Source organism: Streptomyces sp. NPDC101110, assembly GCF_044759525.1.
Classification (GTDB): Bacteria; Actinomycetota; Actinomycetes; order Streptomycetales; family Streptomycetaceae; genus Streptomyces.
In genome coordinates this window covers 71,188-98,034 of sequence record NZ_JBIVZM010000009.1, presented here as the reverse complement: position 1 = coordinate 98,034, position 26,847 = coordinate 71,188, and the positions used below count along the sequence as shown (strand labels likewise).

Annotated in this window: 26 protein-coding genes and 1 pseudogene; 6 read left to right on the top strand and 21 right to left on the bottom strand. The window is 71.1% G+C overall.

Annotated features, from left to right (window positions below):
• Positions 1-43: 43 nt before the first annotated feature.
• A complete protein-coding gene (locus ACIQU3_RS21900) occupies positions 44-1,243 on the top strand; it encodes a threonine aldolase family protein (protein ID WP_403927220.1) in 1,200 nt (399 codons plus the stop codon).
• A 413-nt stretch (positions 1,244-1,656) separates the two neighbouring features.
• Here ACIQU3_RS21900 and ACIQU3_RS21895 read toward each other — a convergent pair whose 3' ends face one another.
• Together ACIQU3_RS21895 and ACIQU3_RS21890 are read right to left on the bottom strand one after the other, a co-directional pair.
• Positions 1,657-2,316, bottom strand: coding sequence for an MSMEG_1061 family FMN-dependent PPOX-type flavoprotein (locus ACIQU3_RS21895; protein WP_403735999.1), 660 nt, complete (start codon positions 2,314-2,316; stop codon positions 1,657-1,659).
• Between the two features lie 180 nt (positions 2,317-2,496).
• A complete protein-coding gene (locus tag ACIQU3_RS21890) occupies positions 2,497-2,754 on the bottom strand; it encodes a hypothetical protein (protein WP_403927218.1) in 258 nt (85 codons plus the stop codon).
• A 35-nt stretch (positions 2,755-2,789) separates the two neighbouring features.
• Here ACIQU3_RS21890 and ACIQU3_RS21885 point away from each other — a divergent pair, with 35 nt between their 5' ends.
• Together ACIQU3_RS21885 and ACIQU3_RS21880 are read left to right on the top strand one after the other, a co-directional pair.
• Positions 2,790-3,218 (top strand): hypothetical protein, encoded by a 429-nt coding sequence (locus ACIQU3_RS21885; RefSeq protein WP_403927215.1) that lies wholly within the window; start codon positions 2,790-2,792, stop codon positions 3,216-3,218.
• Between the two features lie 136 nt (positions 3,219-3,354).
• The gene (locus tag ACIQU3_RS21880) at positions 3,355-3,750 is read left to right on the top strand and encodes a RidA family protein (protein WP_403927508.1); all 396 of its coding nucleotides are present in this window, start codon (positions 3,355-3,357) and stop codon (positions 3,748-3,750) included.
• A 125-nt stretch (positions 3,751-3,875) separates the two neighbouring features.
• Here the strand turns inward: ACIQU3_RS21880 and ACIQU3_RS21875 are convergent, their stop codons facing one another.
• The 13 genes and pseudogenes from ACIQU3_RS21875 to ACIQU3_RS21815 form a co-directional block, all read right to left on the bottom strand.
• A complete protein-coding gene (locus ACIQU3_RS21875; RefSeq protein WP_403736009.1) occupies positions 3,876-4,973 on the bottom strand; it encodes an ABC transporter ATP-binding protein in 1,098 nt (365 codons plus the stop codon).
• Between the two features lie 269 nt (positions 4,974-5,242).
• Positions 5,243-6,289, bottom strand: a pseudogene (locus ACIQU3_RS21870) (ABC transporter ATP-binding protein); the annotation flags it as partial.
• A gap of 26 nt (positions 6,290-6,315) precedes the next feature.
• A complete protein-coding gene (locus ACIQU3_RS21865; protein ID WP_403736012.1) occupies positions 6,316-7,308 on the bottom strand; it encodes an ABC transporter permease in 993 nt (330 codons plus the stop codon).
• 74 nt (positions 7,309-7,382) lie between these two features.
• Entirely contained in the window at positions 7,383-9,068 is a 1,686-nt protein-coding gene (locus ACIQU3_RS21860; protein ID WP_403736015.1) for an ABC transporter substrate-binding protein, read from the bottom strand.
• Positions 9,069-9,144: 76 nt separating this feature from the next.
• The gene (locus tag ACIQU3_RS21855; RefSeq protein WP_403736018.1) at positions 9,145-10,176 is read right to left on the bottom strand and encodes an ABC transporter permease; all 1,032 of its coding nucleotides are present in this window, start codon (positions 10,174-10,176) and stop codon (positions 9,145-9,147) included.
• A 306-nt stretch (positions 10,177-10,482) separates the two neighbouring features.
• Entirely contained in the window at positions 10,483-11,526 is a 1,044-nt protein-coding gene (locus ACIQU3_RS21850; RefSeq protein WP_403736021.1) for an NUDIX domain-containing protein, read from the bottom strand.
• Positions 11,527-11,671: 145 nt separating this feature from the next.
• Positions 11,672-11,872, bottom strand: coding sequence for a hypothetical protein (locus tag ACIQU3_RS21845; RefSeq protein ID WP_403736024.1), 201 nt, complete (start codon positions 11,870-11,872; stop codon positions 11,672-11,674).
• Positions 11,873-12,030: 158 nt separating this feature from the next.
• Positions 12,031-12,267: a hypothetical protein gene (locus ACIQU3_RS21840; protein WP_403736028.1), complete on the bottom strand. Its 237-nt coding sequence runs from the start codon at positions 12,265-12,267 to the stop codon at positions 12,031-12,033.
• A gap of 50 nt (positions 12,268-12,317) precedes the next feature.
• Positions 12,318-12,593: a hypothetical protein gene (locus tag ACIQU3_RS21835; RefSeq protein WP_403736032.1), complete on the bottom strand. Its 276-nt coding sequence runs from the start codon at positions 12,591-12,593 to the stop codon at positions 12,318-12,320.
• Positions 12,594-12,732: 139 nt separating this feature from the next.
• Entirely contained in the window at positions 12,733-15,135 is a 2,403-nt protein-coding gene (locus ACIQU3_RS21830; RefSeq protein ID WP_403927213.1) for an ATP-binding cassette domain-containing protein, read from the bottom strand.
• Positions 15,136-15,235: 100 nt separating this feature from the next.
• Positions 15,236-15,652 carry a VOC family protein gene (locus tag ACIQU3_RS21825; protein WP_385652796.1) on the bottom strand — a complete coding sequence of 139 codons (417 nt, stop codon included), beginning with the start codon at positions 15,650-15,652 and terminating at the stop codon, positions 15,236-15,238.
• A gap of 10 nt (positions 15,653-15,662) precedes the next feature.
• On the bottom strand, positions 15,663-16,106 hold the full coding sequence (locus ACIQU3_RS21820; protein WP_104785109.1) for a helix-turn-helix transcriptional regulator: 444 nt from the start codon (positions 16,104-16,106) through the stop codon (positions 15,663-15,665).
• Positions 16,107-16,286: 180 nt separating this feature from the next.
• A complete protein-coding gene (locus ACIQU3_RS21815) occupies positions 16,287-17,240 on the bottom strand; it encodes an ROK family protein (RefSeq protein ID WP_403736046.1) in 954 nt (317 codons plus the stop codon).
• A gap of 194 nt (positions 17,241-17,434) precedes the next feature.
• Here ACIQU3_RS21815 and ACIQU3_RS21810 point away from each other — a divergent pair, with 194 nt between their 5' ends.
• Together ACIQU3_RS21810 and ACIQU3_RS21805 are read left to right on the top strand one after the other, a co-directional pair.
• The gene (locus ACIQU3_RS21810) at positions 17,435-18,499 is read left to right on the top strand and encodes a LacI family DNA-binding transcriptional regulator (protein ID WP_403927209.1); all 1,065 of its coding nucleotides are present in this window, start codon (positions 17,435-17,437) and stop codon (positions 18,497-18,499) included.
• Positions 18,500-18,506: 7 nt separating this feature from the next.
• Positions 18,507-19,322: a hypothetical protein gene (locus tag ACIQU3_RS21805; protein WP_403927207.1), complete on the top strand. Its 816-nt coding sequence runs from the start codon at positions 18,507-18,509 to the stop codon at positions 19,320-19,322.
• On the opposite strand, the gene ACIQU3_RS21800 is transcribed toward ACIQU3_RS21805, so the two are convergent.
• Positions 19,268-21,163: a serine/threonine-protein kinase gene (locus ACIQU3_RS21800; protein WP_403927204.1), complete on the bottom strand. Its 1,896-nt coding sequence runs from the start codon at positions 21,161-21,163 to the stop codon at positions 19,268-19,270. The two genes, ACIQU3_RS21805 and ACIQU3_RS21800, sit on opposite strands and share 55 nt — an antisense overlap.
• 156 nt (positions 21,164-21,319) lie before the next feature.
• Positions 21,320-22,621: a DUF6986 family protein gene (locus ACIQU3_RS21795; protein ID WP_403736062.1), complete on the bottom strand. Its 1,302-nt coding sequence runs from the start codon at positions 22,619-22,621 to the stop codon at positions 21,320-21,322.
• 193 nt (positions 22,622-22,814) lie between these two features.
• On the opposite strand from ACIQU3_RS21795, the gene ACIQU3_RS21790 reads away from it, so the two are divergent.
• Positions 22,815-23,720 (top strand): endonuclease/exonuclease/phosphatase family protein, encoded by a 906-nt coding sequence (locus ACIQU3_RS21790; protein WP_403736065.1) that lies wholly within the window; start codon positions 22,815-22,817, stop codon positions 23,718-23,720.
• Positions 23,721-23,807: 87 nt separating this feature from the next.
• Here the strand turns inward: ACIQU3_RS21790 and ACIQU3_RS21785 are convergent, their stop codons facing one another.
• The 4 genes from ACIQU3_RS21785 to ACIQU3_RS21770 all read right to left on the bottom strand — a co-directional run bounded on the left by ACIQU3_RS21785 (position 23,808) and on the right by ACIQU3_RS21770 (position 26,821).
• Complete coding sequence (locus ACIQU3_RS21785; RefSeq protein WP_403736068.1) at positions 23,808-24,770, bottom strand: electron transfer flavoprotein subunit alpha/FixB family protein; 963 nt, start codon at positions 24,768-24,770, stop codon at positions 23,808-23,810.
• Positions 24,771-24,822: 52 nt separating this feature from the next.
• On the bottom strand, positions 24,823-25,611 hold the full coding sequence (locus ACIQU3_RS21780) for an electron transfer flavoprotein subunit beta/FixA family protein (RefSeq protein ID WP_366713936.1): 789 nt from the start codon (positions 25,609-25,611) through the stop codon (positions 24,823-24,825).
• 221 nt (positions 25,612-25,832) lie between these two features.
• Entirely contained in the window at positions 25,833-26,324 is a 492-nt protein-coding gene (locus ACIQU3_RS21775) for a flavin reductase family protein (protein ID WP_403736072.1), read from the bottom strand.
• An 83-nt stretch (positions 26,325-26,407) separates the two neighbouring features.
• The gene (locus ACIQU3_RS21770; RefSeq protein ID WP_403927201.1) at positions 26,408-26,821 is read right to left on the bottom strand and encodes a thioredoxin family protein; all 414 of its coding nucleotides are present in this window, start codon (positions 26,819-26,821) and stop codon (positions 26,408-26,410) included.
• Positions 26,822-26,847: the final 26 nt, after the last annotated feature.

Genomic DNA, 26,847 nt, shown 5'->3' with positions numbered 1-26,847 from the left:
ACATGTGTCACACCCGTCCAACCGAAACAAGTAGGCGAGCACCATGACCGTACAGCGACGACACGACCCGGACGAGCGCGGCTTCGCCAGCGACAACTACGCGGGTGCGCACCCCGAGGTCCTTGCGGCGATCGCCCTGGCCAACGGCGGCCACCAGGTCAGCTACGGCGCCGACGTCTACACCGAGCGCCTCCAGGAAGTGGTGCGCGGCCACTTCGGCCCCACCGCGCACGCCTACCCGGTCTTCAACGGCACCGGCGCGAACGTGGTCGCGCTCCAGACCATGCTCGACCGCTGGGACGCCGTGGTCTGCGCCGAGTCGACCCACATCAACGTCGACGAGGGCGGGGCGCCCGAGAAGGTCGCCGGGATCAAGCTGCTGACGGTGCCCGCATGGGACGGCAAGCTCACCCCGGAGCTGATCGACCGTCAGGCATGGGGTTTCGAGGACGAGCACCGGGCCAGGCCCAAGGTCGTCTCGATCGCCCAGTCCACCGAGCTCGGCACCTGCTACACGCCGGACGAGATCCGTGCGATCTGCGATCACGCGCACGACCTCGGCATGCTCGTCTACCTGGACGGCGCCCGGCTCGCCAACGCCGCCGCCACCCTCGGGGTGTCCCTGTGTGAGATGACCACCGACGCCGGCGTGGACGTCCTCTCGCTCGGCGGCACCAAGAACGGGCTGCTCTTCGGCGAGGCGGTGATCGTGCTCAACGAGGACGCGGTGCGCGGCATGGCTCATCTGCGCAAGACGAGCATGCAGCTGGGCTCCAAGATGCGTTTCATGTCGGTGCAGTTCGAGGCGTTGCTGGGCGGCGACCTCTGGCTGCGCTCGGCGGCCCGCTCCAACGCGATGACCCAGCGGCTGTACGAGGCGGTGCGCCGACTGCCCGGCCTGGAGATACACCGCCCGGTGCAGGCCAACCAGATCTTCGCCGTCCTGCCGCCTGCCGTCATCGAGCGTCTCCAGAAGCGTTTCCGCTTCTACACCTGGGACGAGCAGGCGGGCGAGGTCCGCTGGATGACCTCCTTCGACACCACCGAGGACGACGTGGACGCGTTCGCGGCGGCGATCGCGGAGGAGCTGGCGGCGGAGCGAGGCGAAGGCCCTCGGGGCGCGCTGACCACCGCCGAGCGCGAGGAACTGGTGCAACTGCGCCGTAAGGTCAGCGAAATGGAAGAGGCCATCGAGGCGCTGAGGCAAGAGCCCGCCTTCTCCGCGAACCGCAAGTCGAAGTAGCGGGCGGCACGAGCCCGGGGGTGCCTGATGGCCGGGGCGGTGACGCCGCCTCGGGGGGCGGTCGGGGCGAGCGCTCAGCGAAGCCGGCCGGCCCCCGCGGCGCCCACGGGCCCACGCCGATCCGCCGACCTGCGGAGGTCGGCCGTCGTGGGCGTGGCGCTTCCCGCGGTGGCCGGCAGCGCTGTCCTGGCCGCCACGGGGCGGGCGAGCGCCCCGTCCCCCGGGCAGGAGAGGCGCCGAGCCTCGAGGAACGACCCCGTCCCTCGAGCGAGCGGTCGAGCCACGCACCAACTGCCGGGCAGGACGATGGCCGGCGCCCGAGGCCCCCTGCCACAGGTGCGGGGCGAGGTGCGGGCGGCGAGCCGGACGCCGTCCGGCCCGATGCCGACCCTTTCCCGGCCCGGAGGCGGCGCTCACTCGTACCGGTACTTCAGCGAATCCGCCTCCGCCTGCTGGATGTCGGCGATCGTCAGTTCCGGCATCCGCAACTGGGCCAGCGTCACCTCGGCCGAGGTCGGCTGGGCGTCTGCCGGCAGCCACTGTTCCGGCTTCCAGGCCCCGCTGCGCAGCAGGGACTTGGGGCAATGCGGGTAGACCTCCTCGATCCCCAGCACCAGCGCACTGGCCGGCGGCTTGCCCACGGCGGTCAGCTGCGACAGCAGCTCCGGGCGGGTGGAGACGCAGGCCCGGCCGTTCACCCTGAGCGTCGTGGTGCGCCCGGGGATGATGAACAGCAGCCCGGCCCGGCCGGTGGCGATGACGTTCTGCAGGGTGTCCAGACGCTTGTTGCCGGTCGCGTCGGGTATCGCCACCGTCCGTGCGTCCAGGACGGCGACGAACCCCGCGGGGCCACCGCGCGGGGAGACGTCGCAGTTGCCGTCGGCGTCCGTGCTGGCGACCAGGACCAGCGACGAGCACGCGATCAACCGCTGTGTCTGTTCGGTGAGTTCGGTCATCTGCTTGCGCAGGGCCGTGTCCTTGGGCAGTTCGTAGACCCGGCGCAACGCGTCCTGGTCGGGCACGGCGTCGAGGCGGAGCGAGTCGAAAGCACTGCCGGCAAGGGATGTCGTCATGCCATCGACCCTAATGCGCCCGGCTGTTGAGGCTTCGCCCGGAGTACGGTCGAAGGCGACGCCCCCGGCCCGCCGCGGTCTCCTTCCTTTGCACACGCGCCCGGCGCCGATGGCGGTCCCGGCCGGGGTGACCGGGGCCGGGGCATGCACGCAACCCGCCCTCGCTCATCACTTCGGCCGTCACACGCCCAGCGCGGCACGGACTGCCTTGACCCTGTCCTGCGTGAACACCCCGCTCTCCAGCAACGGCAGGATCGACAGCACGCCGCCGGAGGAGCCCCAGCTGCCCTCGTCGATCACCCGGAAGTTGACCCACCAGGCCGGCGCCGGCTTCTCCAGCCCGCACGCCTTCGCCAGTGCGGCAAGGACGCGTTCGACGGCTTCGGCCCGCACCTGCGGCTGCCAGGCGGCGTCCATGACGGCGATGTCGATCGCCATCACGTCGAGGGCCTGGCCGGAGTCCGCCAGGCCTGGTGCGGGCCGTCTTCGCCCCGGGGCCGAGCACCCTGGCGGCCTGGCCCGTGCTCCAGGACGGTGACGCCCTGAAGCCCGCTCTCGTCGCCGATCTGCGTACGGCCCTCGTCGACCACCCCCGCGACCGTGCGCTGATCGGCCTCGTCGAGGAACTGGGCGCCGGCGGTGCGGAGTTCGCCCGGCTGTGGGACGAGGGCGCCGTCGGCCCGCACGTCTCGGCCCGCAAGACCGTCGTGCATCCCCAGGTAGGCGAGGTCCGGTGCGACTGCGACGTGCTCACCGTCCCGGGCTGCGACATCCGGCTCGTGGTCTACACGGTGGCGGCGGGATCCGCCGACGCGGAGAACCTGGAGTTCCTGCGGGTCACCGCCGGCGTCCGCACCGACGGCCCCACCCCTCCCGGGCCGGGTCTGTTCCCCACGTCGTGAGAGTCCTGCCGAATACGTGACCGAAGGTGTCATGTTTTGGCGGCAGGCTCGTCCTTACCGGCGTCAGGGCGAGGGGGAGAACACGACGCCCATGGACGTACGTACTTCCCCTGGATGCGATGGAGTGGATGTGGCAGTGCAACGAACAGCGGTCAACCCGGTGTCATGGTCGAAGGAGATGGGGTTCAACCAGGGCGAGCTCGTCACCGGGCACACCCGGACCCTGTACTGCTCCGGACAGACCGCCATGAGCGCCGACGGCAAGCCCCTGCACGAGGGTGACATGGCCGCGCAGCTGGCGTTGAGCCTCGACAACCTTCAGGCCGTGCTCGGCGAGGCCGACATGTCCCTCGCCCACCTGGTCCGGCTCAACGTCTACACCACGGACGTCGACCTGCTGTTCCCGCACTACGGCGTGCTGGCGGCGCGGCTCGGCGCCGCCGGGGTGGCACCGGCCACCACCATGCTCGGTGTGACCCGCCTGGCGATCCCCGGCCAGCTCGTCGAACTGGAGGGAACCGCCGTCGCGTGAGACGCCCCGCCGCGGGTCTGCGCCCCGAGGCGCCGCCCAGGGCCTGTCGTTCGGATCAGGTCGGCCGAGAGTGACTGCGCCTCTCGGCCGAGCCACTCGGGTCGGCATGATCCAAACGACAGACTCTAGCCGAGGGCCGGGTCCAGGACGATGTCCTCCCGCCGTGCGGTGACGGACGGCTCCTCGGGGAAGTGGCAGGCGGTCAGATGGCCCGAGGGGCTGCCCTCGACGCGCACCAGAGCAGGTTCCTCCAGGGCACAGTTCTCCTGCGCCTTCCAGCACCGGGTGCGGAAGCGGCAGCCGGAGGGCGGGTCGATCGGGGACGGCACGTCTCCGGCCAGCCGGATGCGTTCACGCCGTTCGACGGCGTCCGGGTCGGCCTCGGGCACCGCGGACAGCAGCGCGTGCGTGTAGGGATGCCGGGGCCGTGTGTAGAGCGACTCCCGCTCGGCGACCTCGACGATCTTGCCGAGGTACATCACGGCCACCCGCTCGGAGAAGTGCCGTACGACGGCCAGGTCGTGGGCGATGAAGACGAAGGCGATACCGAACTCCCGCTGGAGGTCCTGGAGCAAGTTGACGACCTGCGCCTGGATGGACACGTCCAGTGCCGAGACCGGCTCGTCGGCCACGATCAGCTTCGGCCGCAGGGCGAGGGCGCGGGCGATGCCGATGCGCTGGCGCTGACCGCCGGAGAACTCGTTGGGGTACCGGTTGTAGTGCTCGGGGTTGAGGCCGACCGTCTCCAGGAGTTCCTGTGCGCGCTTCCTGTGCCCCTGGGCGGGGTTGATGCCGTTGAGCCGCATCGGGGTCTCGATGATGGTGCCGACGGTGTGGCGGGGGTTCAGCGACGAGTAGGGGTCCTGGAAGATCATCTGGAGGTTGCGGCGGGCCTCCCGCATCCGCGCGGCGGGCCGGTGCGTGATGTCCTCGCCGTCGAACACGACGGTACCGCCCGTCGGTTCGAGCAGCCGGGTGATCAGGCGGCCCGTGGTCGACTTGCCGCAGCCGGACTCGCCGACCAGGCCCAGCGACTCGCCGGGCGCGACCGAGAAGTCGATGCCGTCGACGGCCCGGACGGCCCCGATCTGCCGCTGGAAGACGATGCCCTGCCGGATCGGGAAGTGCTTCTGCAGACCGCGTACTTGCAGCAGGTGCTCGCCGGGGTCGCCGCCTGCGGGGCGGTCGGTGCTCGGCCCGGTGAGGGGCTCGGTGGTGCTCACGGCATGCTCCCTTTCGTCAGCCGGCGTCACTGCGCGGCTCGTGCGGCTGCGGTGCCGCGGCTGTCCGGGCCGACTGAGGGACTGCGACCGTCCGGACCTGCTGCCGCACCACGGGCGTCCGGACCTGATGCCGCACCACGGGCGTCCGGACCTGATGCCGCACCGCGGGCGTCCGGACCTGCTGCCGCACCGCGGGCGTCCGGACCTGCTGCCGCACCGCGGGCGTCCGGGCCTGCTGTCCCGCCGCGGTCGTCCGGACCGGCCCCGCCGCGGATCTCCTGCTTCGCGTCGTCGCTCAGATGGCAGGCGGCGAGGTGCCGTTCGCTGCCCGCGACGGGGCGCAGCCCCGGCCGTTCCGCCGTGCAACGGCTCCCGGCCACCCAGCCCTTGTAGGCACAGCGGGGGTGGAAGGCGCAGCCGTCCGGCAGGTTGATCAGGCTCGGCGGGGTGCCGGGGATCGGGTCGAGCCGTTCGCCCACGTCACCGCTGAGGTGCGGCATGGACTGCAACAGGCCCCAGGTGTAGGGGTGCTGGGGCTGCTTGAGCACGTCGCGGGTGGCGCCGTACTCGATGCGGCGGCCGCCGTACATCACCAGGATGTCGTCGGCGATGTCGGAGACCACGCCGAGGTCGTGCGTGATGATGACGACGGCGGAGCCGAACTCCTCCTGGAGGTCGCGGATGAGGTCCAGGATCTGCGCCTGGACGGTCACGTCGAGAGCGGTGGTGGGCTCGTCGGCGATCAGCAGGGCCGGGTCGCACACCAGCGACATGGCGATCATGGCGCGTTGGCGCATGCCGCCGGAGAACTGGTGCGGGTAGTCCCTGACCCGGCGCTCGGGCTGCGGAATCCCCACCCGCCTCAGCATCTCCACCGCGCGGTCCTTCGCCTCCTTCCTGGAGACCCTGTGATGCACCCGGTAGGCCTCGGCGATCTGGGAGCCGACGGTGAAGAAGGGGTGCAGCGCGGACAGCGGGTCCTGGAAGATCATGGAGACCGTACGGCCGCGCAGGGCGCGCATCCCGGCCTCGGGCAGGGCGACGAGTTCCCGCCCCTCCAGCCGGATCTCGCCGGAGACCCGGGCACGGGTGCCCTTGTGCAGTCCGAGCAGGGCCAGTGAGGTCACCGATTTGCCGGAGCCGGACTCGCCGACGATGCCAAGGGTCCTGCCCTTCGCCAGGGTGAAGGAGACGCCGTCGACGGACTTGACGAGGCCGTCCTCGGTCGGGAAGTGCACCCTCAGGTCGCGTACGTCGAGGAAGGGTGCGGGCGCGGGGCTGACGTCCGCGGGCTGGAGTGAGGTCGATACGGACACGGCTGTTCCTAAGGACGAAGAGGGGCTCAGGCGAGGCGTACGCGCGGGTCGACAAGGCCGTACACCAGGTCGACGACGACGTTGGCGAGGACGACGAACGTCGCGGCGAAGAGGGTGGTGCCGAGGATGACCGGCAGGTCGGAGTTCTGGACGGAGTCGACGGCGAGCTTGCCGATGCCGTTGATGCCGAACACCGACTCGGTGATGACCGCGGACCCTCCGATCAGGGAGCCGACGTCCATGCCGAAGATGGTGATGATCGGGGTGATCGCCGCCCGCAGTCCGTGTTTGAGCACGACGGTGACGGCCGGCAGGCCCTTGGCGCGGGCGGTGCGCATGTAGTCCTCGGCGAAGACCTCCAGCATGGACGAGCGGGCGAGCCGGGTGTACATCGCGAGGTAGACGATGACCAGGGTGGCCCACGGCAGGATCAGTCCCTGGAACCAGCCGGCCGGGTCCTGGGTGAGCGGTGTGTAGCCGGAGGTCGGCAGGAGCTGGAACTTGTCGACGAAGAGGTAGAGCAGGAGCAGGCCGATGAAATAGATCTGCACCGACACGCCGAACAGGGCGAGTCCCACCGCCGCCTTGTCGGCGGCCCGGCCCCTGCGCACCGCCGCGACGGTGCCGAGGCCCACGCCGAGGATCAGGAACGCCACCGCGGCGCCGAGCCCGAGGGAGAGGTCCGCCGGGAAGTCCTGGAGCAGGGTGGTCAGGACAGGGGTGTCGGTCTGGAACGAGATGCCGAGGCAGGGCGCTGCGCAGTGGATACGGACGCTCTGGTCGCCGTAGTCACGGCCCGCGACGAGCCCCTTGACGAACTCCCAGTACTGCGTCAGATAGCTCCGGTCCAGGCCCAGCGAATGCCTGATCTCCGCGAGGCGGGAGGGCGAGCAGGTCTTTCCGCAGGCCAGGAGCGCGGGGTTGGACGGCAGCGCGAAGAAGATGAAGAAGGTGATCGTGGTGATCACCAGCATGATCACAGCCGCTGCCAGCAGGCGTCTGATGAGGTATCGAAACATGGGGTGCCGGGACCTGACGTGAGTGGGGTGCCCGCCGGCGGACGAGGCCGCCGACGGGGTTCAGAGGAGATGCGTCACTGCTTGATGTAGGCGTGCACCAGGCTGGGCTCGGCCATGATCGGGTCGTCGATGACACCGCCGACCCTCGAGCCGCTCACCTCGCTGAAGTTCATGTACATCAGCGGGACCACGGCGGCGTCCTTGAGAATCTGCTCGTCCAGGCTCCCGTAGGCGGCGTTGCGCTGCTTGATGTCGGTCATCCTGCCGATCTTGTCGATCTGCGCGTTGACCTTCGGATCGTTCAGGTAGGCCAGGTCGTTGTTGGACTGCGGGAGCTTCTTGATCTGCCGTCCGTCGAAGAGCGTGGGCAGGACGGTGGAGGCGTTCGGCCAGTCCGCGATCCAGTCGCCCCAGGTCAGGTCGTACTGGTTCTTCACGTTGTCGACGGTGCTGAAGTAGTTGTTCTTGTCGATCGGCGTGATGTTCACCGTGATGCCGATCTTCGCGAGCGCGGTCTTCACGGCGTCCGCGAAGTGCTCGTGCGTGGGAATGTTCTCCACCGCGAGCGACATGGTCGGCTTGGGGTTGCCGGCCTGCTTCATCAGGGCCTTGGCCTTGGTGAGGTCACCGGCGGGGTTGCTGCTGTAGAGGTTGAAGTCCTTGTGCCCGTCGATGCCGGGGGCGAGCATCGTGGTGGCGTAGCCGCCGTAGGCCGAACCGCCGAAGGCGCCGCGCACGGTGGTCTTGTCGATGGCGTACTCGATCGCCTGGCGGACCTTGAGGTCCTTCACCCGGTTCATGTTGATCGCCAGGTAGTTGATGCCCGGGGCGGGGATCTTGTAGTAGCGCGACTTGAGCGAGGGGTCGCCGGCCATGGTCGTCAGGTCGGAGCCGGCGATCGGTGTCTGGGTGATCGCGGTCCGGGCGGAGCCGCCGTCGGACTTGATCTGCTGGTCGATGGCGGCCTGGTCCTGCCCGAACTTCGCGTCGATCTCGTCGAGGTTCTGCTGCCGGATCGGGTCGTTCGACCGGCTCCAGTTCTTGTTCCGGACGAGGACCATTTCCTTGTTCTTGGTGTACGACTTGATCATGTAGGGCCCGTCGGACCAGACATGCGTGTCGTACGTCGCGCCCGTGTCGTGGGCCTTGGGCACCGCGGACCATCCGGTCATCGCCGTCGTCTCGTTGAAGTCGGCGACCGGCTGGTTCAGATGGAAGACGAGGGTGTACTTGTCCGGTGTCCGGATCGAGGCGAGTTGCTTGCCCTGGTACGGCCCCTTGTAGGAGTCGCCGCCGACCAGCCACTGACTGGCGTACGGCGGGCCGCCGTTGATGTCCGGGGAGAAGGCCCGCTCGACCCCGTACTTGACGTCCTGCGCGGTGACGTCGCTGCCGTCCTGCCACTTGACCCCGTGGCGCAGGTGGAACGTCCACACCGTGGCGCCCTTGCTGGGTGTTCCGGTGCCGGTCGCCAGGTCGCCCACCAGCTTGGGCTGGGAGCCCGTCTCGTCCCATCCGGTGAGGGTGCGCACAAGCTCGTAGTCCATGCTCGAACCCTCGGTGGTGTACGTCCGCTGAGGGTCGATGTGGTTGAAGTCGGCGTCGTCGAGGATCGTCAGCGTGCCGCCCTTCGACGGGGAGCCGCCGGCGCTGTTGCCGGAGGACCCTCCGCATGCGGATGCTCCGAGGGCGATCACCACGGCGGTCGCCGTGAGAGTGACCGTGCGCGATCTGCGCGCGGTGCGCGTGGTGCGCGTCATTGGGGTGACTCCGTTCTTGCTACGGGCTCGGCGGCCGTTGGTGGGACCGCCGGGGCGACACTCGGGGGATGGCTCGTCAGCCGCGTCGGGCGCGGGGGTCCAGGGCGTCCCGGACGCCGTCCCCGAGCAGGTTGAGCGCCAGGACCAGGAGGAAGAGCAGGACGCCGGGCACAAAGAGGTACATCGGGTCCTGGAGGAAGAACTGGGAGGCGTCCGACAGCACGGCTCCCCAGTCGGGATTGGGCGGGATGACGCCCACGCCCAGGTACGACAACGCCGCCTCGGTGGTGATGTTCTGCGGGACGGCGAGCGCGAAGGAGATCAGGATCGGAGCCCAGAGGTTGGGCAGCAGTTGCCGGAAGAGGATGTGCCGGCGGCCTGCGCTCATCAGCCGCGCGGCGTCGACGAACTCCCTTTCGCGCAGGGAAAGTACCTGACCGCGCACCAGGCGGGCGGTGTACGCCCAGGCGAAGACGGCGATGTTGAGGACGAGGACCAGCAGCCGCAGGTTCTCGTCGGTGCCGCCGTGACCGTCGGTCTGCAGGGCGTTCTGGATCACCGGGGTGAGGGCGATGATGAACAGCAGCTGGGGGAAGGCCAGCATCACGTCCATGATCCGGGACAGCAGGGAGTCGACCCAGCCGCCGAAGTAGCCGGCGGCGAGACCGGCCACGACACCGACCGCGGTGGACAGCAGGGCCGAGGCGAAACCCACGTAGAGGGAGGTGCGCAGACCGTAGACGATGCGGGCGAACAGGTCGTAGCCCGTGCCCGGTTCGACGCCGAGCAGGTGCCGGGCTCCGATGCCGCCCAGCGATCCGTACGGGAAGTTGCCCGTGTCCGGATTGATCGCCTTGTTGTCGGGGGTGATCGGTCCCCAGCCGGTCAGTGCGGTGAGCACCGGGGCGAGGAGTGCGATCGCAAGGAACAGGAGGGTGGCCAGCAGAGCGGCCGTGGTGACCTTGTCCCGCCTGATCCGCCGCCAGGCCGTCCTGGCCGGTGAGCGTCCGGCGACTACCGTGCCGCCGGGTCTGGAGTCCTGCGTCGACGGCTCGGCGAGCAGCGCGGTGCCGCCGCCGGTGTCGACCGGCTGGTGTTGCGTCGTCATCGTACGGACATCCCGGATCTGCCCCTGGGGCAAGGAAATTGGGTGGCGGTCGTTGTTTCCGCCGTGAGACTCTGCGGACTTTCGCAATGGCGTGCGAGCCCGGTCAAGCCGCGCAGGGGCGAGAAAAGGGATTGTTTGCCGAGCTGGAAGAGTGTTGACGAGAGCGGGGAATGTGATTACCCGCGGCGTGAGTGTTCCCGGGAGATTCCTTGGGCAGCGATTGGCCGTGGCCACGCCCTCGTTTCCTTTTGCTTTTCCCTCGGAATCCCCCGTGCCGGGTAAAGGGGGCGGGCGGCGGGCCCGGCGTCAGCCGACCGGCACCCCGGCCTCCAGATAGAGCGCCGCGCCGCGCTCACGTGCCCGCAGCGCCCAGCGCAGCCGCTCGTAGCGCACGGGAGGCAGCAGGTCGGCGGCCTCCGCCTCGGTGACGAACCGCCAGGCACGCAGCTCCGGGCCGGGCAGCAGGAGCCGGCCGGCCTCAGCGGAGTGCAGCAGTCCGCCGTCGAAGAGGAGGCGCAGCCCGCCGAACGCGGGGGGTACGGGGCGCTCCCAGTCCACGACGAGCAGGCTGGGCAGCCGGTCGAGGCGGATGCCGGTCTCCTCGGCGACCTCCCGCACTCCGGCTCGCGCGGGTGCCTCGCCGGGTTCGACGACGCCGCCGGGGAACTCCCAGCCGGCCTTGTAGGTGGGGTCGACGAGCAGCACGCGGTCCTGCTCGTCGAAGAGGAGCACTCCGGCGGCGACGGTCTCGGCGGTGGGCTCGGGCGTCTGCACGATGTCGCAGACGGGCGCGGACCCGTCGGTGACGGCCTCGGCGATCCGCACGGCCGTCTCGTACGGCGTGAGGTCGCTGGTGTCGACCGGGTGGGCGTCGGCGGTGAGCCAGGAGGCGAGGGCGGTCCGGTACGGCTCGATGTGGTCGAAGGACCACTGGCGTATTCGCGCGTCACCGTCGGGGAGATCCCGAGGAATCTCACGGCCCGCTATACGCTCCCGCAGTATCGTTTCAGCCGGAGCGAGCAGGATGTGGCTGACCGGAATCCTGCGGGCGGCGAGGCCGCCGAAGATCTCGTCGCGGTACTCCTGGCGCAACAGGGTCATGGGGACGACGAGGGTCCCGCCGAGTTCGGCGAGCAACGCGGCCACCGTGTCGATCACGAGCCGTCGCCAGATCGGCAGGTCCTGGAAGTCGCCGACCTCGGCGAGGTGTTTGGGCGGCAGCAGATGGGCTAGCGCGCCGCCGATGACCTCCGGGTCGAAGAGCGTGCTGTTCGGGATCAGTTCGATCAGCTCCCGTGCGGTGGTGGTCTTCCCCGCACCGAACGCGCCGTTGATCCAGACGACGGTCACAGGTCCCCCTCTTCTGTTGGCCCCCAGAGGCTTGCCCGCTCCACCCTGCCACGGAAACCAGCCGCAGTTGAGGGCGCATGACGACGGCGCCGGCGCCCCCTCACGCGGGAGCACCGGCGCCGTGGCCGCGGGGCCGTGCGGCTCGTCAGCCCTTCTTCTTGGCCCGGGGGCCGTTCTCCCGGTCCAGGGACAGGCTGTCCTTGGCCACGGTCTTGTCGAGGGTCTTGAGCGTCTCGTCGACACTCAGGGTTCCGAGACCCTCCCCGACGGCGTGGGACGGGGTGACGGCCGCGACGACGAAGCCGGTGGCGAGGGAGGCGATGGCGAGCATGCTGCGCTTCTTCATGCCCGACTCAACTGCCCGACCCGCCCCGGGGTCACGCAGCCGCGCACGACCGGGCGAAGCGGGACTTCCACGCAGTCCGGGCGAAGCGAGACTTCCACGCAGTCCCGTGCGAGGCGGGACTTCCGCGCAGCCGCGCACGACCGGGCGAAGCGAGCCCGCTAGGCGGAGTCGCCGTCCCGACCGGCCACCCATGCTCCGGGGCCGCCTCCGCGCCACTCGATGAGCCCCGTGGCCGCCACATAGGCCTCGTCCGCGTCCTCGATCCCGGCGCGCCGCAGGAACTCGGCGATGTCGAGCGGCCCGTAGGCGATCCCGAGGAACTGGCCGTCCACACGGACCCGCCGGCCGCCGTCCGCGGCGGGCGGGTAGACCACGACGGGCTTCTCCGACGCCATGGGACCAGGGTGCGCGGCGACGGTGACCGCCGCGCGCCGGACTGGGCCGTTCAGCCCGCTTTCCGCGTCGGACGGAACTCGTGCACCTCGGCCGTGAGGGTGCCGTCCTGCTGCTCGTAGTGGGACAGGGCGAGACCGAGACCGAAGAAGGTGGGCGCCCATTCGCCGACGAAGATGCCCCAGCGGTCGGCGCGGGCGACGCCGGTGCCTGCTTCCATCTTCCGGGAGCCCATCCAGGCGACGACGCTGAGGCCGATGGAGGCCATGCCGGCCAGGTAGGCGTGTTCGCTGCGGACGCCCATCTCATGCATCTTCTTGATGATCATCAGCGGCTCCGTTCCGTGGGGGTTCAGGAGACGGAGTGCCCCCATCAGATGCCGATATTCGCCGCATTTGTACTTAATGTCCGACATGGTCGCCCGTGAGGCGGGCCCGACGTGCCCACCCCACGGTCGCGGACTCCCGTCAGGCGCCCACGTAGGCCGCCAGGTGCTCCCCGGTCAGCGTGGAGCGGGCCTCGACGAGGTCGGCCGGGGTGCCCTCGAAGACGATCCGGCCGCCGTCGTGGCCGGCGCCCGGGCCGAGGTCGATGATCCAGTCGGCGTGCGCCATGACCGCCTGGTGGTGCTCGATCACGATGACCGACTTGCCGGAGTCGACGAGCCGGTCGAGCAGACCGAGCAGCTGCTCCACATCCGCGAGGTGGAGCCCGGTGGTCGGCTCGTCGAGCACGTACACGCCGCCCTTCTCCCCCATGTGCGTGGCCAGCTTGAGCCGCTGCCGCTCGCCGCCGGACAGCGTGGTGAGGGGCTGGCCGAGGGTGAGGTAGCCGAGCCCGACGTCCGCGAGCCGCTGCAGGATCCTGTGGGCGGCGGGCGTGCGGGCCTCGCCGCCGCCGAAGAACTCCTCGGCCTCGGCCACGGGCATCGCCAGCACCTCGCTGATGTCCCGGCCGCCGAGCCGGTACTCCAGCACCGAGGCGTCGAACCGCTTGCCGTCGCACTCCTCGCAGGGCGTGGCGACGCTCTGCATGATCGCGAGGTCGGTGTAGATGACACCGGCGCCGTTGCAGGTGGGGCAGGCGCCCTCGGAGTTGGCGCTGAACAGGGCGGGCTTCACCCCGTTGGCCTTGGCGAAGGCCTTGCGGATCGGGTCGGCCAGCCCGGTGTACGTCGCCGGGTTGCTGCGCCGGGAGCCGCGGATCGGGGCCTGGTCGATCGCCACCACGCCCTCGGCACCCGCCTGCCCGGGCAGCGCGCCGTGCAGGAGCGAGCTCTTGCCGGAGCCCGCGACGCCGGTGACGACGGTGAGCACACCGAGCGGGATGTCGACGTCGACGTCCCGCAGGTTGTTGGCCGACGCGCCCCGGATCTCCAGCGCCCCGGTGGGCTTGCGGACGGCCGCCTTGATCTTGGCCCGGTCGTCGAGGTGCCGCCCGGTGACGGTGCCGCTGCCCCGCAGCCCCTCCAGGCTGCCCTCGAAGCAGACGGTGCCGCCCGCCGTGCCGGCGCCGGGGCCGAGGTCCACGACATGGTCGGCGATGGCGATCGTCTCGGGCTTGTGCTCCACGACCAGCACGGTGTTGCCCTTGTCGCGCAGGCGCAGCAGCAGGTTGTTCATCCGCTGGATGTCATGGGGGTGCAGACCGATGGACGGCTCGTCGAAGACGTAGGTGACGTCCGTGAGCGAGGACCCGAGGTGGCGGATCATCTTGGTTCGCTGGGCCTCGCCGCCGGAGAGCGTGCCCGACGCCCGGTCGAGCGACAGGTAGCCGAGGCCGATCTCCACGAAGGAGTCCAGGGTGTGCCGGAGCTTGGCCAGCAGCGGCGCCACCGACGGCTCGTCGAGCCCTCGCACCCACTCCGCCAGGTCGCGGATCTCCATCGCGCAGGCGTCCGCGATGTTCACCGCGCCGATCTTCGAGGAGCGCGCGAGCTCGCTGAGCCGGGTGCCGTCGCACTCGGGGCACCGGGTGAAGGTGACCGCCCGGTCCACGAAGGCCCGGATGTGCGGCTGCATCGACTCGCGGTCCTTGGACAGGAAGCTCTTCTGCAGCTTCGGGATCAATCCCTCGTAGGTGAGGTTGACCCCGTTGATCTTCACCTTGGTCGGTTCGCGGTAAAGGAAGTCGTGCCGCTCCTTCTTGGTGTAGTCGCGGATCGGCTTGTCCTTGTCGAAGAAGCCAGACTCGGCGATGACCCGCACCACCCAGCCGCCCCCGGTGTAGGTGGGGATGGTGAAGGGGTCCTCGGAGAGCGACTTGGAGTCGTCGTAGAGCTGGGTGAGGTCGATGTCCGAGACCGTGCCCCGGCCCTCGCAGTGCGTGCACATACCGCCGGTGCGGCTGAAGGACACCTTCTCGGTCTTGGTCCTGTCGGCCCCTCGGTCCACCGTGAAGCCGCCGCTCGCCGAGACCGAGGCGGTGTTGAAGGAGAACGCGCCGGGTGGGCCGATGTGCGGTGTGCCAAGGCGGCTGAACAGGATCCGCAGCATCGCGTTCGCGTCGGTGGCGGTGCCGACGGTGGAGCGCGGGTCGGACCCCATGCGCTGCTGGTCGACGGCGATCGCGGTGGTCAGCCCGTCGAGGACGTCGACCTCGGGCCGGGCCAGGTTCGGCATGAACCCTTGCAGGAAGGCGCTGTAGGTCTCGTTGATCAGCCGCTGCGACTCCGCCGCGATGGTGTCGAACACCAGCGAGCTCTTGCCCGAACCGGAGACACCGGTGAACACCGTGAGCCGGCGCTTCGGGATCTCGATGCTGACGTCCTTGAGGTTGTTCTCGCGTGCGCCGTGCACACGGATCACGTCATGGCTGTCGGCAACGTGCGGCCCGGGCGACTGTCTGTCCGTCGTCGTGGCCTTGCTCATGGTGTCTCCATCTGTCGGGCGGCGCTGCCGCGCTCTCGGGCGATCTCGTTGCCCCGCGCCGCTCCCGGGGAGCGGCGCGGGCCGTGCGGTGCGGGGACGGTTACGGCGCCTTCAGCTGCTGGATGCGGACCATGTTGCCCGCGGGGTCGCGGAAGGCGCAGTCACGGACGCCGTAGGGCTGGTCGACCGGCTCCTGGACCACCTCGGCGTCGCCCGCCTGCACCCGCTCGAAGGTGGCGTCGACATCGGTGGTGGCCAGGACGATGCTGGCGTAGGTGCCCTTGGCCATCATCTCGGCGATGGTGCGGCGCTCGTCGTCGGTGACGCCGGGGTCGGCGGCCGGCGGGTGCAGCACGATGTTCGTGCCGGGCTGGCCGACGGGGCCGACCGTGATCCAGCGCATGCCCTCGTACCCGACGTCGTTTCTGACTTCGAAGCCGAGGGTGTCGCGGTAGAACGCCAGGGCGGCGTCCGGGTCGTCGTGCGGGAGGAAACTGGCGTGAATGCGAAGGTCCATGGCCCTCACGCTAGTTTCGGCCCGGGGCCGGCGCTTCTCGATTCCTGATCGGTCTGGTCACCTGCTTGGCCACGCACGACGGGATCCCCGCCGTCGCGCGCGCCGCCTCGCGCCGGTAGGCACTGGGCGGCATGCCCACCAGCTCGGTGAAACGCGTGCTGAAGGTGCCCAGCGACGCGCAGCCGACCTCGAAGCACACCTCGGTGACGCTGAGGTCGCCCCGGCGCAGCAGCGCCATCGCACGCTCGATGCGCCGCGTCATGAGATAGCTGTACGGCGACTCCCCGTAGGCCTGCCGGAACTCACGGCTGAGGTGCCCGGCCGACATGTGGACTCCCCGGGCGAGCGCCTCGACGTCCAGGGGCTTGGCGTACTCCCGGTCGATGCGGTCCTTGACGCGACGCAGGCGGGCGAGGTCGCGCAGATGCTGCGCCGAGGCGGGTCTGCTGCTCACAAGCGCGATCGTGCCACATCGCACGCACGTGCGGTCGATTTCCGGATATCCCGGGCTGGACCGGCCCGGGATATCCGGGGCCGGACCGGCCCGGCCGTCATGCTCGGTGGCGCCCCGCGCCGCGCCCCACTGCGAAGCCCGCAGGCTGAACGTTCCTGCCGGATCGGCGGGCCCTCGGCCTCACACCCCGGCCGCAGCCGGGTCCGGCCGCTTCGCAAGAGCTGCCGCCGCCGCGCCCACCAGCCCCGCGTCGGTGCCCATCTGCGCCGGCGCCACGGTCAGGTGCCGGACGAAGGACAGCGTCGCGTAGGAACGAAGGGCCTTGCGCAGCGGGTCGAACAGCACGTCTCCCGCCTTGCCCACTCCCCCGCCGATGACGGCGATGTCGATCTCCACGAGGGTCGCCGTGGCGGCGATCCCGGCGGCCAGCGCCCGGGCCGCCCGCTCGAAGGAGGCGACGGCGACCGCGTCGCCTGAACGGGCGGCGGCGGCCACCGCGGCAGCCGATGTGTCCCCGTCCGGACCGGGACGCCAGCCGTTCTCCAGGGCCCGGCGGGCGATGTGGGGGCCGCTCGCGATGCGCTCCACGCAGCCGTGCGAGCCGCACGGGCACAGATCGCCGTCGAGGTCCACGCTGATGTGGCCGATGTGCCCGGCGTTGCCCGTGGGCCCCGGGTGCAGACGCCCGCCCAGCACCAGACCGCCTCCGACACCCGTGGAGACCACCATGCACAGCGCGTTGTCGTGCCCCCGGGCGGCGCCCTGCCAGTGTTCGGCCGCCGTGATCGCCACACCGTCGCCGATCAGCTCGACGGGCAGGTTGCCGGCGGCGGACCGGACCCGGGACACGAGCGGGTAGTCGCGCCAGCCGGGAACGTTGACCGGGCTCACCGTGCCCGCGGAGGCGTCCACGGGCCCTGCGCTGCCGATCCCCACCGCCGTGGCGCGCCCCCAGAGCGGCGACGCGGTGAGCTCGCCGAGCACCTCCTCCACCGCCCGCATCACGGTGTCCCCGTCCTCCCGGGCGGGCGTCGGCCGCTGGGCACGGACCTGGATCCGGCCACGGCCGTCCACCAGAGCGCCGGCGATCTTGGTGCCGCCGATGTCGAGCGCGGCCACGAGGTCGGTGTGCATCAGAGTCGGATCTCCCCGTCGGGCATGAGAAAAACGCCGATAAAGGCCGTCAAGCAGGACACGCAGCAGGCCGGTTCCGCGACGGTGTGCGGGCCGGAGAGTGCGGTGGACAGTCTCTCCCGAGTCTGACAACGTTGTCCAGGCTCTATGCTCGACGCCACATCCTCATACAAGCCCAGGATCGACGCACCCCCGTGGACGACAGGACAGGACACCGCACCGTGCCCCAGACCCCCCTCCGATCCGCAGCGCGCTACGGCACCCGGCCGACCATGAAGGACGTAGCCGCACGCGCCGGAGTCGGCCTCAAGACGGTCTCCCGCGTGGTGAACGGGGAGCCGGGGGTCACCCCGGAGACGGAACGGCGGGTCCAGGAGGCGATCGACGCGCTCGGCTTCCGCCGCAACGACAGCGCGCGGGTACTGCGCAAAGGCCGCACGGCGAGCATCGGCCTGGTCCTGGAGGACCTCGCCGACCCGTTCTACGGGCCGCTGAGCCGGTCGGTCGAGGAGGTGGCTCGCGCGCACGGCGCCCTGCTGATCAACGGCTCCAGCGCGGAGGACCCCGAGCGCGAACAGGAACTGGTGCTGGCCCTGTGCGCGCGGCGGGTGGACGGGCTGGTGGTGATCCCGGCCGGGGACGACCACCGGTATCTGGAGCCGGAGCTCAAAGCGGGGGTCGCCACGGTGTTCGTGGACCGGCCGGCCGGTCACATCGACGCCGACGTGGTGCTGTCGGACAACTTCGGCGGGGCCCGTGACGGCGTCGCCCACCTCATCGCGCACGGGCACCGGCGGATCGGCTTCATCGGCGACATGCCGCGCATCCACACCGCCGCCGAGCGGTTGCGCGGTTACCGGGCCGCCATGGAGGACGCGGGCATACCGGTGGCGGACTCCTGGATGTCCCTCGGCGTCACCGGTCCCGAGCGGGTGCGCAGGGCTGCCGAGGAGATGCTGAGCGGCACCGACCCGGTCACAGCGGTCTTCGCGGGCAACAACCGGGTGACCGTCACCGTGATCCGGGTGCTCGCCGAGCAGGCCCGCCGTGTCGCCCTCGTCGGCTTCGACGACATCGAGCTCGCCGATCTGCTGCAGCCGGGCGTCACGGTCGTCGCCCAGGACGCGGCGGACCTCGGCCGTACCGCGGCGGAACGTCTCTTCAGGCAGCTCGACGGCACCCTGGTCACTCCCGAGCGCATCGAGCTGCCGACCCGGCTGATCACCCGCGGCTCGGGCGAGATCCCCCCGGCGGACTGAGCGGCCCATGGACGACGCCACCGGTCGCACGCTGCGGGCACTCGGCCTGGACGAGGCTCCGCGCGAGCACCCCCTGCGGTATCCGGGGGCGTGGCCCGCCGATTCCGGGCTCCTCGACGGGGACCGCTTCCTGCCGCCGGAGCGGCTGGTGTACGAGGACCGCACGCCGGTCATCGCCATCGGCTCCAACGGCTGCCCGGGGCAGTTGCGGCACAAGATGACGGAGTTCGGCGTCCGGGCACCGCTGCCCATGGTGAAGGCGCGGGTGACAGGGATCGAGGCAGGCGTGTCCGCGCATGTGAGCCGCATGGGGTACGTGTCCGCTTCGCCGGTCGGCGCCCCGGGAACCGTGCGGGAGTTGTTCGTCCTGTGGCTCGACGCCGAGCAGCTCGCGGTGATCGACGCGAGCGAGGGCGTGCCGGTGCCGGGCGGCAACTTCGACCGGGCCTGGCTGCCGTCGCCCGACGTCCGGATCGACCTCGCGGACGGCACCCGTCTGCCCGGGGCGTACGCCTACGTCAACCGGCACGGTGTCCTGCACGACGGCACGGGCACGCCGCGCGTCCACCCGGGTGAGCGGGAGCTGCTGACCGAGCTGCTCGTCGGGCTGCCGCGGCTGCGGGAGCTGTTCGGTGTCGTGCCCGAGGAGTTCTGCGCGCGGGCCCGGGGGGACCGGCGGCTGTGCGAGCGGGGCACGCGGCTGCTCATCGAGGAGAAGCTGGTGACGGCTTCCGGTCTCGAACGGTACGTGGCCGCCTCGGCGCGGGGTCAGCAGAGCGGGAGCCCTGGCACCGGCGCGTCGTTGCCACCGCCCTTGATGTAGACGTCGCTGACCCAGACGTCCGAGTTGCCGCTGTCGTCGTCGGTCTTCGCCCACCAGACGTTGGTCCACTCCCCGGAGGTCTCGCGGCGGCCCAGGTTCTGCTGGCAGTAGAAGTAGTTGGTGCCCGCGTTGAGGATGCCGGCCCTGGCGCCGGAGGCGGTGTAGGAGCCGGCAGTCTTCCAGACGTGGCAGTTGTACTTACCGCCGCCGATGGCGTGGCACACCGGGGCCGGGGTGGTCGAGCCGCCGCCCGTCGCGGAGCCGCCACCGTCCGGCATTCCTCCGCCGGCACCGCCGCCGGCCGACTTCCCGGGGGCCGGGGTGGTCGCCCGGCCGGTGGGCTCGGGGGCGCCCTTGCCGGCCGGCTTCCCGGACGGAGCTGTGCCCTTGTCGTCGCCCTGTCGCGTGGTCCTCGGGGCGTTCGAGCCGTCGGCCGGACCGGAGGAGGGCCGGGAAGACCCGGACTCCCCTCGGGCCGCGTCGGTCCGCGCGCCGGTCTCCCCGCCTCCGAAGTCGCCGAGGAGGGCGACCGTGGTCCCGGCGGCGGCGAGGACGACGGCGACGGCCGCGGCAGCCGCCAGGAGGCGCGCCTTGCGGCGGGAGCCGGTGCGGTCGGGGTTCATCGAGGTGGTCGGGGCGGAGGCATCGGGGATGGTGCCGCCGGTGCCGAGCAGCCCGGAGCCCCGGGAGCCGATGCCCGGGTTCTGCGCGCCAGGACCCGTCTCCGCTTGCGGGCCGGTGCCCGGGGCCCGCGCGCCGGAGCCGGTCTCCGCCTGCGGGCCGGAGCCCGGGGTCCGCGCGCCGGAGCCGGCTTGTGGGCCGCCGGGGGCTGGCGCACCGGGGCCCGTCTCCGCCTGCGGCGCGGCTGTGCCCTGCTGCGGGGGACCGAACCGCGGCGGCACCGACGGGACGCTGCGTTCGGTCTGTGCGTGTGAGGGCGTGACCGCCGGGCCCCGCAGGGTGGACGTCGGCGTGTCGGTGCCGCCCGCGTCCGCGACCGCCTGGAGCAGCGCGCGGGCCTGTTCGGCCTCCGGGCGGGACTCGGGACGCTTGTCCAGCAACCGCTGGAGGACGGGCGTGAGGGGACCGGCGCGGTGGGACTCCGGCAGCGGCTCGGAGACGATCGCGGTGAGCGTGGAGAACGTGGACGTGCGGCGGAAGGGCGAGGTGCCCTCGACGGCCGCGTACAGCGTGGCGCCCAGGGCCCAGATGTCGGACGCGGGGCCCGGGTCGGCGCCCTGGGCGCGCTCGGGCGCCAGATAGTCGAGGGAGCCGACGAGTTCGCCGCTGCGCGTGAGGTGGGTGGCGGAGCCGTCGCCCGGATCGTCCATGGTGGCGATGCCGAAGTCGGTGAGGACGACCCGGCCCGAGCGGTCGAGGAGGATGTTGCCCGGCTTGACGTCCCGGTGCAGGACGCCCGCCCGGTGGGCGGCGGCCAGCGCGTCCATGACCTCCGCGCCGATCCCGGCCGCCTCGGCCGGGCCCAGCGTGCCGCGCTCGCGCAGGACGTCGTCCAGGGACGGCCCGTCGACCAGTTCCATGACGATCAGCGGGCGGCCGTCGACCTGGGCGATGTCATGGACGGCGATGACACCGGGGTGGCGGACCCGGGCCGCCGCGCGGGCCTCGCGCTGCATCCGCAGCCGCAGCGCGTCCAGTTCGGGTCCGGCCGTGTCGGTGTAGGTGCGCAGTTCCTTGACCGCCACCTCACGGCCGAGGACCTCGTCCACGGCCTTCCAGACGACGCCCATGCCGCCGCGCCCCAGCGCCGCCGTGACGCGATAGCGGCCCGCCAGCAGCCGTCCGGTCCCGTCCGCCCGCCCCTGCTCCCCCGTCGACACCGCTGCCCCGTTCCTGTGGTCCCACCCCGGATGCCCCGACGACCGACACCGTCGGTGCGTGGCGTACAGCCTACGGGGCGGCGGTGACGGGACCAGCCGCCGGCGACGGCTGTGACAGGGCCGGTACGTGCCCGCGGTGCCGGACTGCGCGCACCGTCATGCGGAGGCCGTCAGATCCCCGCGGCGGGGCGCGGCGAAGGTCTCCAGGTCCGCTCGGGTCAGGCCGGCCAGGCGGGCGACCTCGCCGTTGTCCAGGGCGCCGCAGTCCAGGCCGCGCAGCAGGTAGCCGCTGAGGGCCTTGGCGGTGGCGGGTTCGTCCATGACGTCGCCGCCGGTGCGGTTGGCGTAGCGGGACAGGCGGGCGGCGGCCTGCTCGAAGCCCTCGCGGTAGAAGGCGAAGACGGCCGCGTAGCGGGTGGGGAGGTGGCCGGGGTGCATGTCCCAGCCCTGGTAGTAGGCGCGGGCCAGGGCGCGGCGGGTGAGGCCGTAGTGCAGACGCCAGGCGTCGTGGACCTTCGCCGTCGGGCCGACCGGCAGGACGTTCGTCGAACCGTCCGAGACGCGTACGCCCGTGCCTGCCGCCGCGACCTGCATGACGGCCTTGGCGTGGTCCGCGGCGGGGTGGTCGCTCGCCTGGTGCGCGGCGGAGACGCCGAGGCAGGCGCTGTAGTCGAAGGTGCCGTAGTGCAGGCCGGTGGCACGGCCCTCGGCGGCCTGGATCATGCGGGCGACGGTGGCGGTGCCGTCGGCGGCGAGGATGGACTGGCTGGTCTCGATCTGGATCTCGAAGCCGATCCGGCCCGGCTCCAGGCCGTGCGTCTTCTCGAAGGCGTCCAGCAGCCGTGCCATGGCGGTGACCTGCTCGGCGTACGTGACCTTCGGCAGGGTGAGGACCAGGCCGTCGGGCAGGCCGCCGGACTCCATCAGGCCGGTGAGGAAGATGTCGAGGGTGCGGATGCCCCGGGCGCGTACGGGCGCTTCCATGCACTTCATGCGGATGCCCATGCAGGGCGCGGCGGTGCCGTTCCGGTAGGCCTCGGCGATCAGCCGGGCGGCGCGGGCGGCGGTCTCGTCCTCCTCGGCGTCGGGGCGATTGCCGTAGCCGTCCTCGAAGTCGACGCGCAGGTCCTCGACCGGCTCGCGCTCCAGCTTGGCGCGGACGCGGGCGTGGACGGGCCCGGCGAGTTCCTCGGTGAGGCCGAGCACGGCGGCGAAGGACGCGGCGTCCGGGGCGTGTGTGTCGAGCGTGGCGAGGGCCCGGTCGCCCCAGGAGCGGACGGTGTCGGCGGCGAAGGCGTCGCCGGGTACGTAGACGGTGTGGACGGGCTGGCGGGTGCCGGGGTCGCCGGGGTAGCGGCGCTCCAGCTCGGCGTCGACCGGCTCGAGGGAGGCGCTGATCTCCTCGCTGACGGCGCCCGCGAGGCTCGTCGCCACCTTCTCCTGCTGGCCCTGACCCATTCCGGGATCCTCCTTTTTCCGCTTTACGGAATCAACAATCCGTAGAGCGAAGTTATCGGCCTACCTTCGGCCTGGTCAACACCGTCTCGCCGTGGGGTTTCCCATCCTTCACCCTCGGCCGCTGCAGACCCACCCTCTTCTTCCGTATTCAGAAGGCAAGCGTCATCCTGACGCGCAAGGGGAGGGAGAACACGTGCCGAACGAGGCCGGCGTGACACGCCGCCACGGGCTCAAGGCGGCGGCGGCCGCCGTCGTCGCAGGACCGCTGCTCACCACTGCGGGCCCCACACCGTCCGCCACCGCCGGCGAGCACGAAGGCGCACTGCACGTCATGACGTTCAACGTCCGTTTCGGGACCGTCGTCGACCGGACACCGCGCTGGGACGTGCGCCGGCCGGTGATGCGAGAACTGCTGCGCCGCGAGCGACCGCACGTCATCGGCACCCAGGAGGGGCTCTACCGGCAGGTGCGCGCGATCGAGAAGGATCTCGGCGAGCACTACGACTGGATCGGCACCGGACGCGGGGGCGGCAGCAAGGACGAGTTCATGGCGGTCTTCTACGACACGCGCAGACTCGAGCCCCTCGAGTTCGATCACTTCTGGCTGTCCGGCACCCCGTACACGATCGCCTCGAACACCTGGGGCGCGGACTGGCTGCGCATGGTGACCTGGGTCCGCTTCGCCGATCTGGCTGACGGGGGACGGGAGTTCTACGTCCTCAACACCCATCTGGACAGTGTCAGCCAGTACGCACGGGAGCGCTCGGTGGGGCTCATTGGTGAGACGATCGACGGGTGGGACCGGTCGTCACCGGTCATCGTCACCGGCGACTTCAACGCGGGCGCCCACGACAACCGGGTATACGACCTCATGCTGGACATCGGCCTGGTGGACGCCTGGGACGCGGCGGCCTCCCGAGGCACGGCGTACGGGACGTATCACGGCTACCGGACGCCCGAGCCCGGTGGGCGGCGCATCGACTGGATCCTCACCACCCCGGGGGTGAGAACACACTGGGCCCGGATGAACACCTTCAGCGCGGACGGGACGTACCCGAGCGACCACCTGCCGGTGCAGGCCTCGATGACCCTGGGCTGAGAACGACCGGGACGAGAAGGGCCGGGACGAGAAGAGGCCCCCGCGACCGCTCGCGCGGTCGCGGGGGCCTTCTCCGGATCGGGTCGATCAGCCCTTGCGGGCCTTGATCTCCTCGGTCAGCGCCGGGACGACGTCGAAGAGGTCGCCGACGACGCCGTAGTCGACGAGGTCGAAGATCGGGGCCTCGGCGTCCTTGTTGACCGCCACGATCGTCTTCGAGGTCTGCATACCGGCGCGGTGCTGGATCGCACCCGAGATGCCGTTGGCGATGTACAGCTGCGGCGAGACCGACTTACCGGTCTGGCCGACCTGGTTGGTGTGCGGGTACCAGCCGGCGTCGACCGCGGCACGCGAGGCACCCACGGCGGCACCGAGGGAGTCGGCGAGCGCCTCGATGATCGCGAAGTTCTCGGAGCCGTTGACGCCACGGCCACCGGAGACCACGATCGCGGCCTCGGTCAGCTCCGGACGGCCCGTGGACTCACGCGGCGTACGGCCGGTGACCTTGGTGCCGGTGGCCTGGGCGGAGAAGCTCACGGACAGGGCCTCGACCGCACCGGCGGCCGGAGCGGCCTCGACGGCGGCGCTGTTGGGCTTGACCGTGATGACCGGGGTGCCCTTGGAGACACGGGACTTGGTGGTGAAGGACGCGGCGAACACGGACTGCGTGGCCACCGGGCCCTCGTCGCCGGCCTCCAGGTCGACGGCGTCGGTGATGATGCCGGAACCGATGCGCAGCGCCAGGCGGGCGGCGATCTCCTTGCCCTCGGCGGAGGACGGGACCAGCACGGCGGCCGGGGACACGGCCTCGTGGGCGGCCTGGAGGGCGTCGACCTTCGGTACGACCAGGTAGTCGGCGTACTCGGCGGCCTCGTGCGTGAGGACCTTGACCGCGCCGTGCTCGGCGAGCGTGGCGGCGGTGTCGGCGGCGCCGTTGCCCAGCGCGACGGCGACGGGCTCGCCGATGCGACGGGCCAGGGTCAGCAGCTCCAGGGTGGGCTTGCGGACGGCACCGTCCACGTGGTCGACGTAGACGAGAACTTCAGCCATGGGACTTCTTCTCTCCTGCTTGCGAAAGATGAGGGGCGGTCGGCGTAGGGGCTCAGATGAACTTCTGGCCCGCGAGGAACTCAGCGAGCTGCTTGCCGCCCTCGCCCTCGTCCTTGACGATCGTGCCCGCGGTGCGGGCCGGGCGCTCGGCCGCGCCGTCGACCTTGGTCCAGGCGCCCTCCAGGCCGACCTCCTCGGCCTCGAGGTCCAGGTCGGACAGGTCCCAGGACTCCACCGGCTTCTTCTTGGCCGCCATGATGCCCTTGAAGGAGGGGTAGCGCGCCTCGCCCGACTGGTCGGTCACGGACACGACCGCCGGGAGGGAGGCCTCCAGGTTCTCGGAGGCGGCGTCGCCGTCGCGACGGCCCTTGACGGTGCCGTCCTCGACGGAGACCTCGGAGAGCAGGGTGACCTGCGGGACGCCCAGGCGCTCGGCGAGCAGCGCGGGCACGACGCCCATGGTGCCGTCGGTGGAGGCCATGCCGGAGACGACCAGGTCGTAGCCGGCCTTCTCGATCGCCTTGGCCAGGATCAGGGAGGTGCCGATGGCGTCGGTGCCGTGGATGTCGTCGTCCTCGACGTGGATCGCCTTGTCGGCGCCCATGGAGAGCGCCTTGCGCAGGGCGTCCTTGGCGTCCTCGGGGCCCACCGTCAGGACGGTGATCTCCACGTCGTCGTCGGAGTTCTCGGAGATCTGCAGCGCCTGCTCGACCGCGTACTCGTCGAGCTCGGAGAGCAGACCGTCCACGTCGTCCCGGTCGACGGTCAGGTCATCGGCGAAGTGCCGGTCGCCAGTGGCGTCGGGCACGTACTTCACAGTGACAACGATCCTCAAGCTCACGCCGGCTCTCCTACTGCATCGTCATTTCCATGCTGCCTACTTGCAGGCAGCATAGGCGCCTCTAGCGTCCGATCCCGGTCGGGGCGAACCCACGCCCCGAGCGAAATATTACTCGTCAGTACACCCAGTTCATTCCCGCTAAGCAAGCGCTTTGAACTGTGACCTTCGCAACGCAGCGTAACCGGAACTCGACGGTCACGCAGCCCGGGGAGCCACCCGGTTCAGTCGCTCAGACGCTGGAAACGCCCCTGGTGGTAGAGGAGCGGACGGCCGGTGCCCGAGGGGTCGCCGTCCACGACCTCGGCGATCACGAGCCGGTGGTCACCGGCGGGCACACGCGCCACGACCCGGCCCACCAGCCAGGCGAGCACGCCGTCGAGGACCGGGACCCCCTCGGGCCCCTCCCGCCAGACGGTGGGCGCCCCGAAGCGGTCGGCGCCGCTGCGGGCGAAGGTGGCGGCCAGCTCCTGCTGGTGCTCACCGAGGATGTGCACTCCCACATGGTCCGCCGCCGCGATCGCGGGCCAGCTGGAGGCACCGGTGCCGACTCCGAAGGACAGCAGGGGCGGCTCGGCGGACACGGACGTCAGGGAGGTGGCGGTGAAGCCCACCGGGCCGGCCTCGCCACGGGCGGTGATGACGGCGACTCCCGCCGCGTGCCGCCGGAAGACCGAGCGCAGGAGGTCGGGCGTGGCGAGGAGGTCCGCAGGCATGCGGTCAGGCTGACGATAAATGGTACGCACAGTCAAGTTCGTTCCGTGATGTGGGAGATGACTCACTGACGGCGTCACGCCCGTCACACCGCCTCGCCCAGCGCGGCGATCACGTCGGCCTTGCGCGGCTGGCCGGTGGCCCGCCGCACCACCCGGCCGTCGCCGTCCAGGACGAGCACGGTGGGGGTCTTGAGGATGTCCAGCCGCCGCACCAGGCCGAGGTGGGCCTCGGCGTCGATCTCGAAGTGCGTCACGCCCGGCACGAGGCCGGCGACCTCGCCGAGGACCCTCCTGGTCGCCCGGCAGGGCGCGCAGAACGCGCTGGAGAACTGCACGAGCGTGGCCCGCTCGCCGAGTTCCGCACCGAGCTCCGCCGCCCCGAGCCACTTGCCGTCGTCGCGCCCGCGCACCCGCACTCTCCCGCTCCGCCGCCGTTGCAGCACTCCGAAGGCGCTCGCCGCCGCGAGTACCGCCACGCACACCACCAGTCCGGTCATCACCTCCTGCAAGCGTTCACGAGACC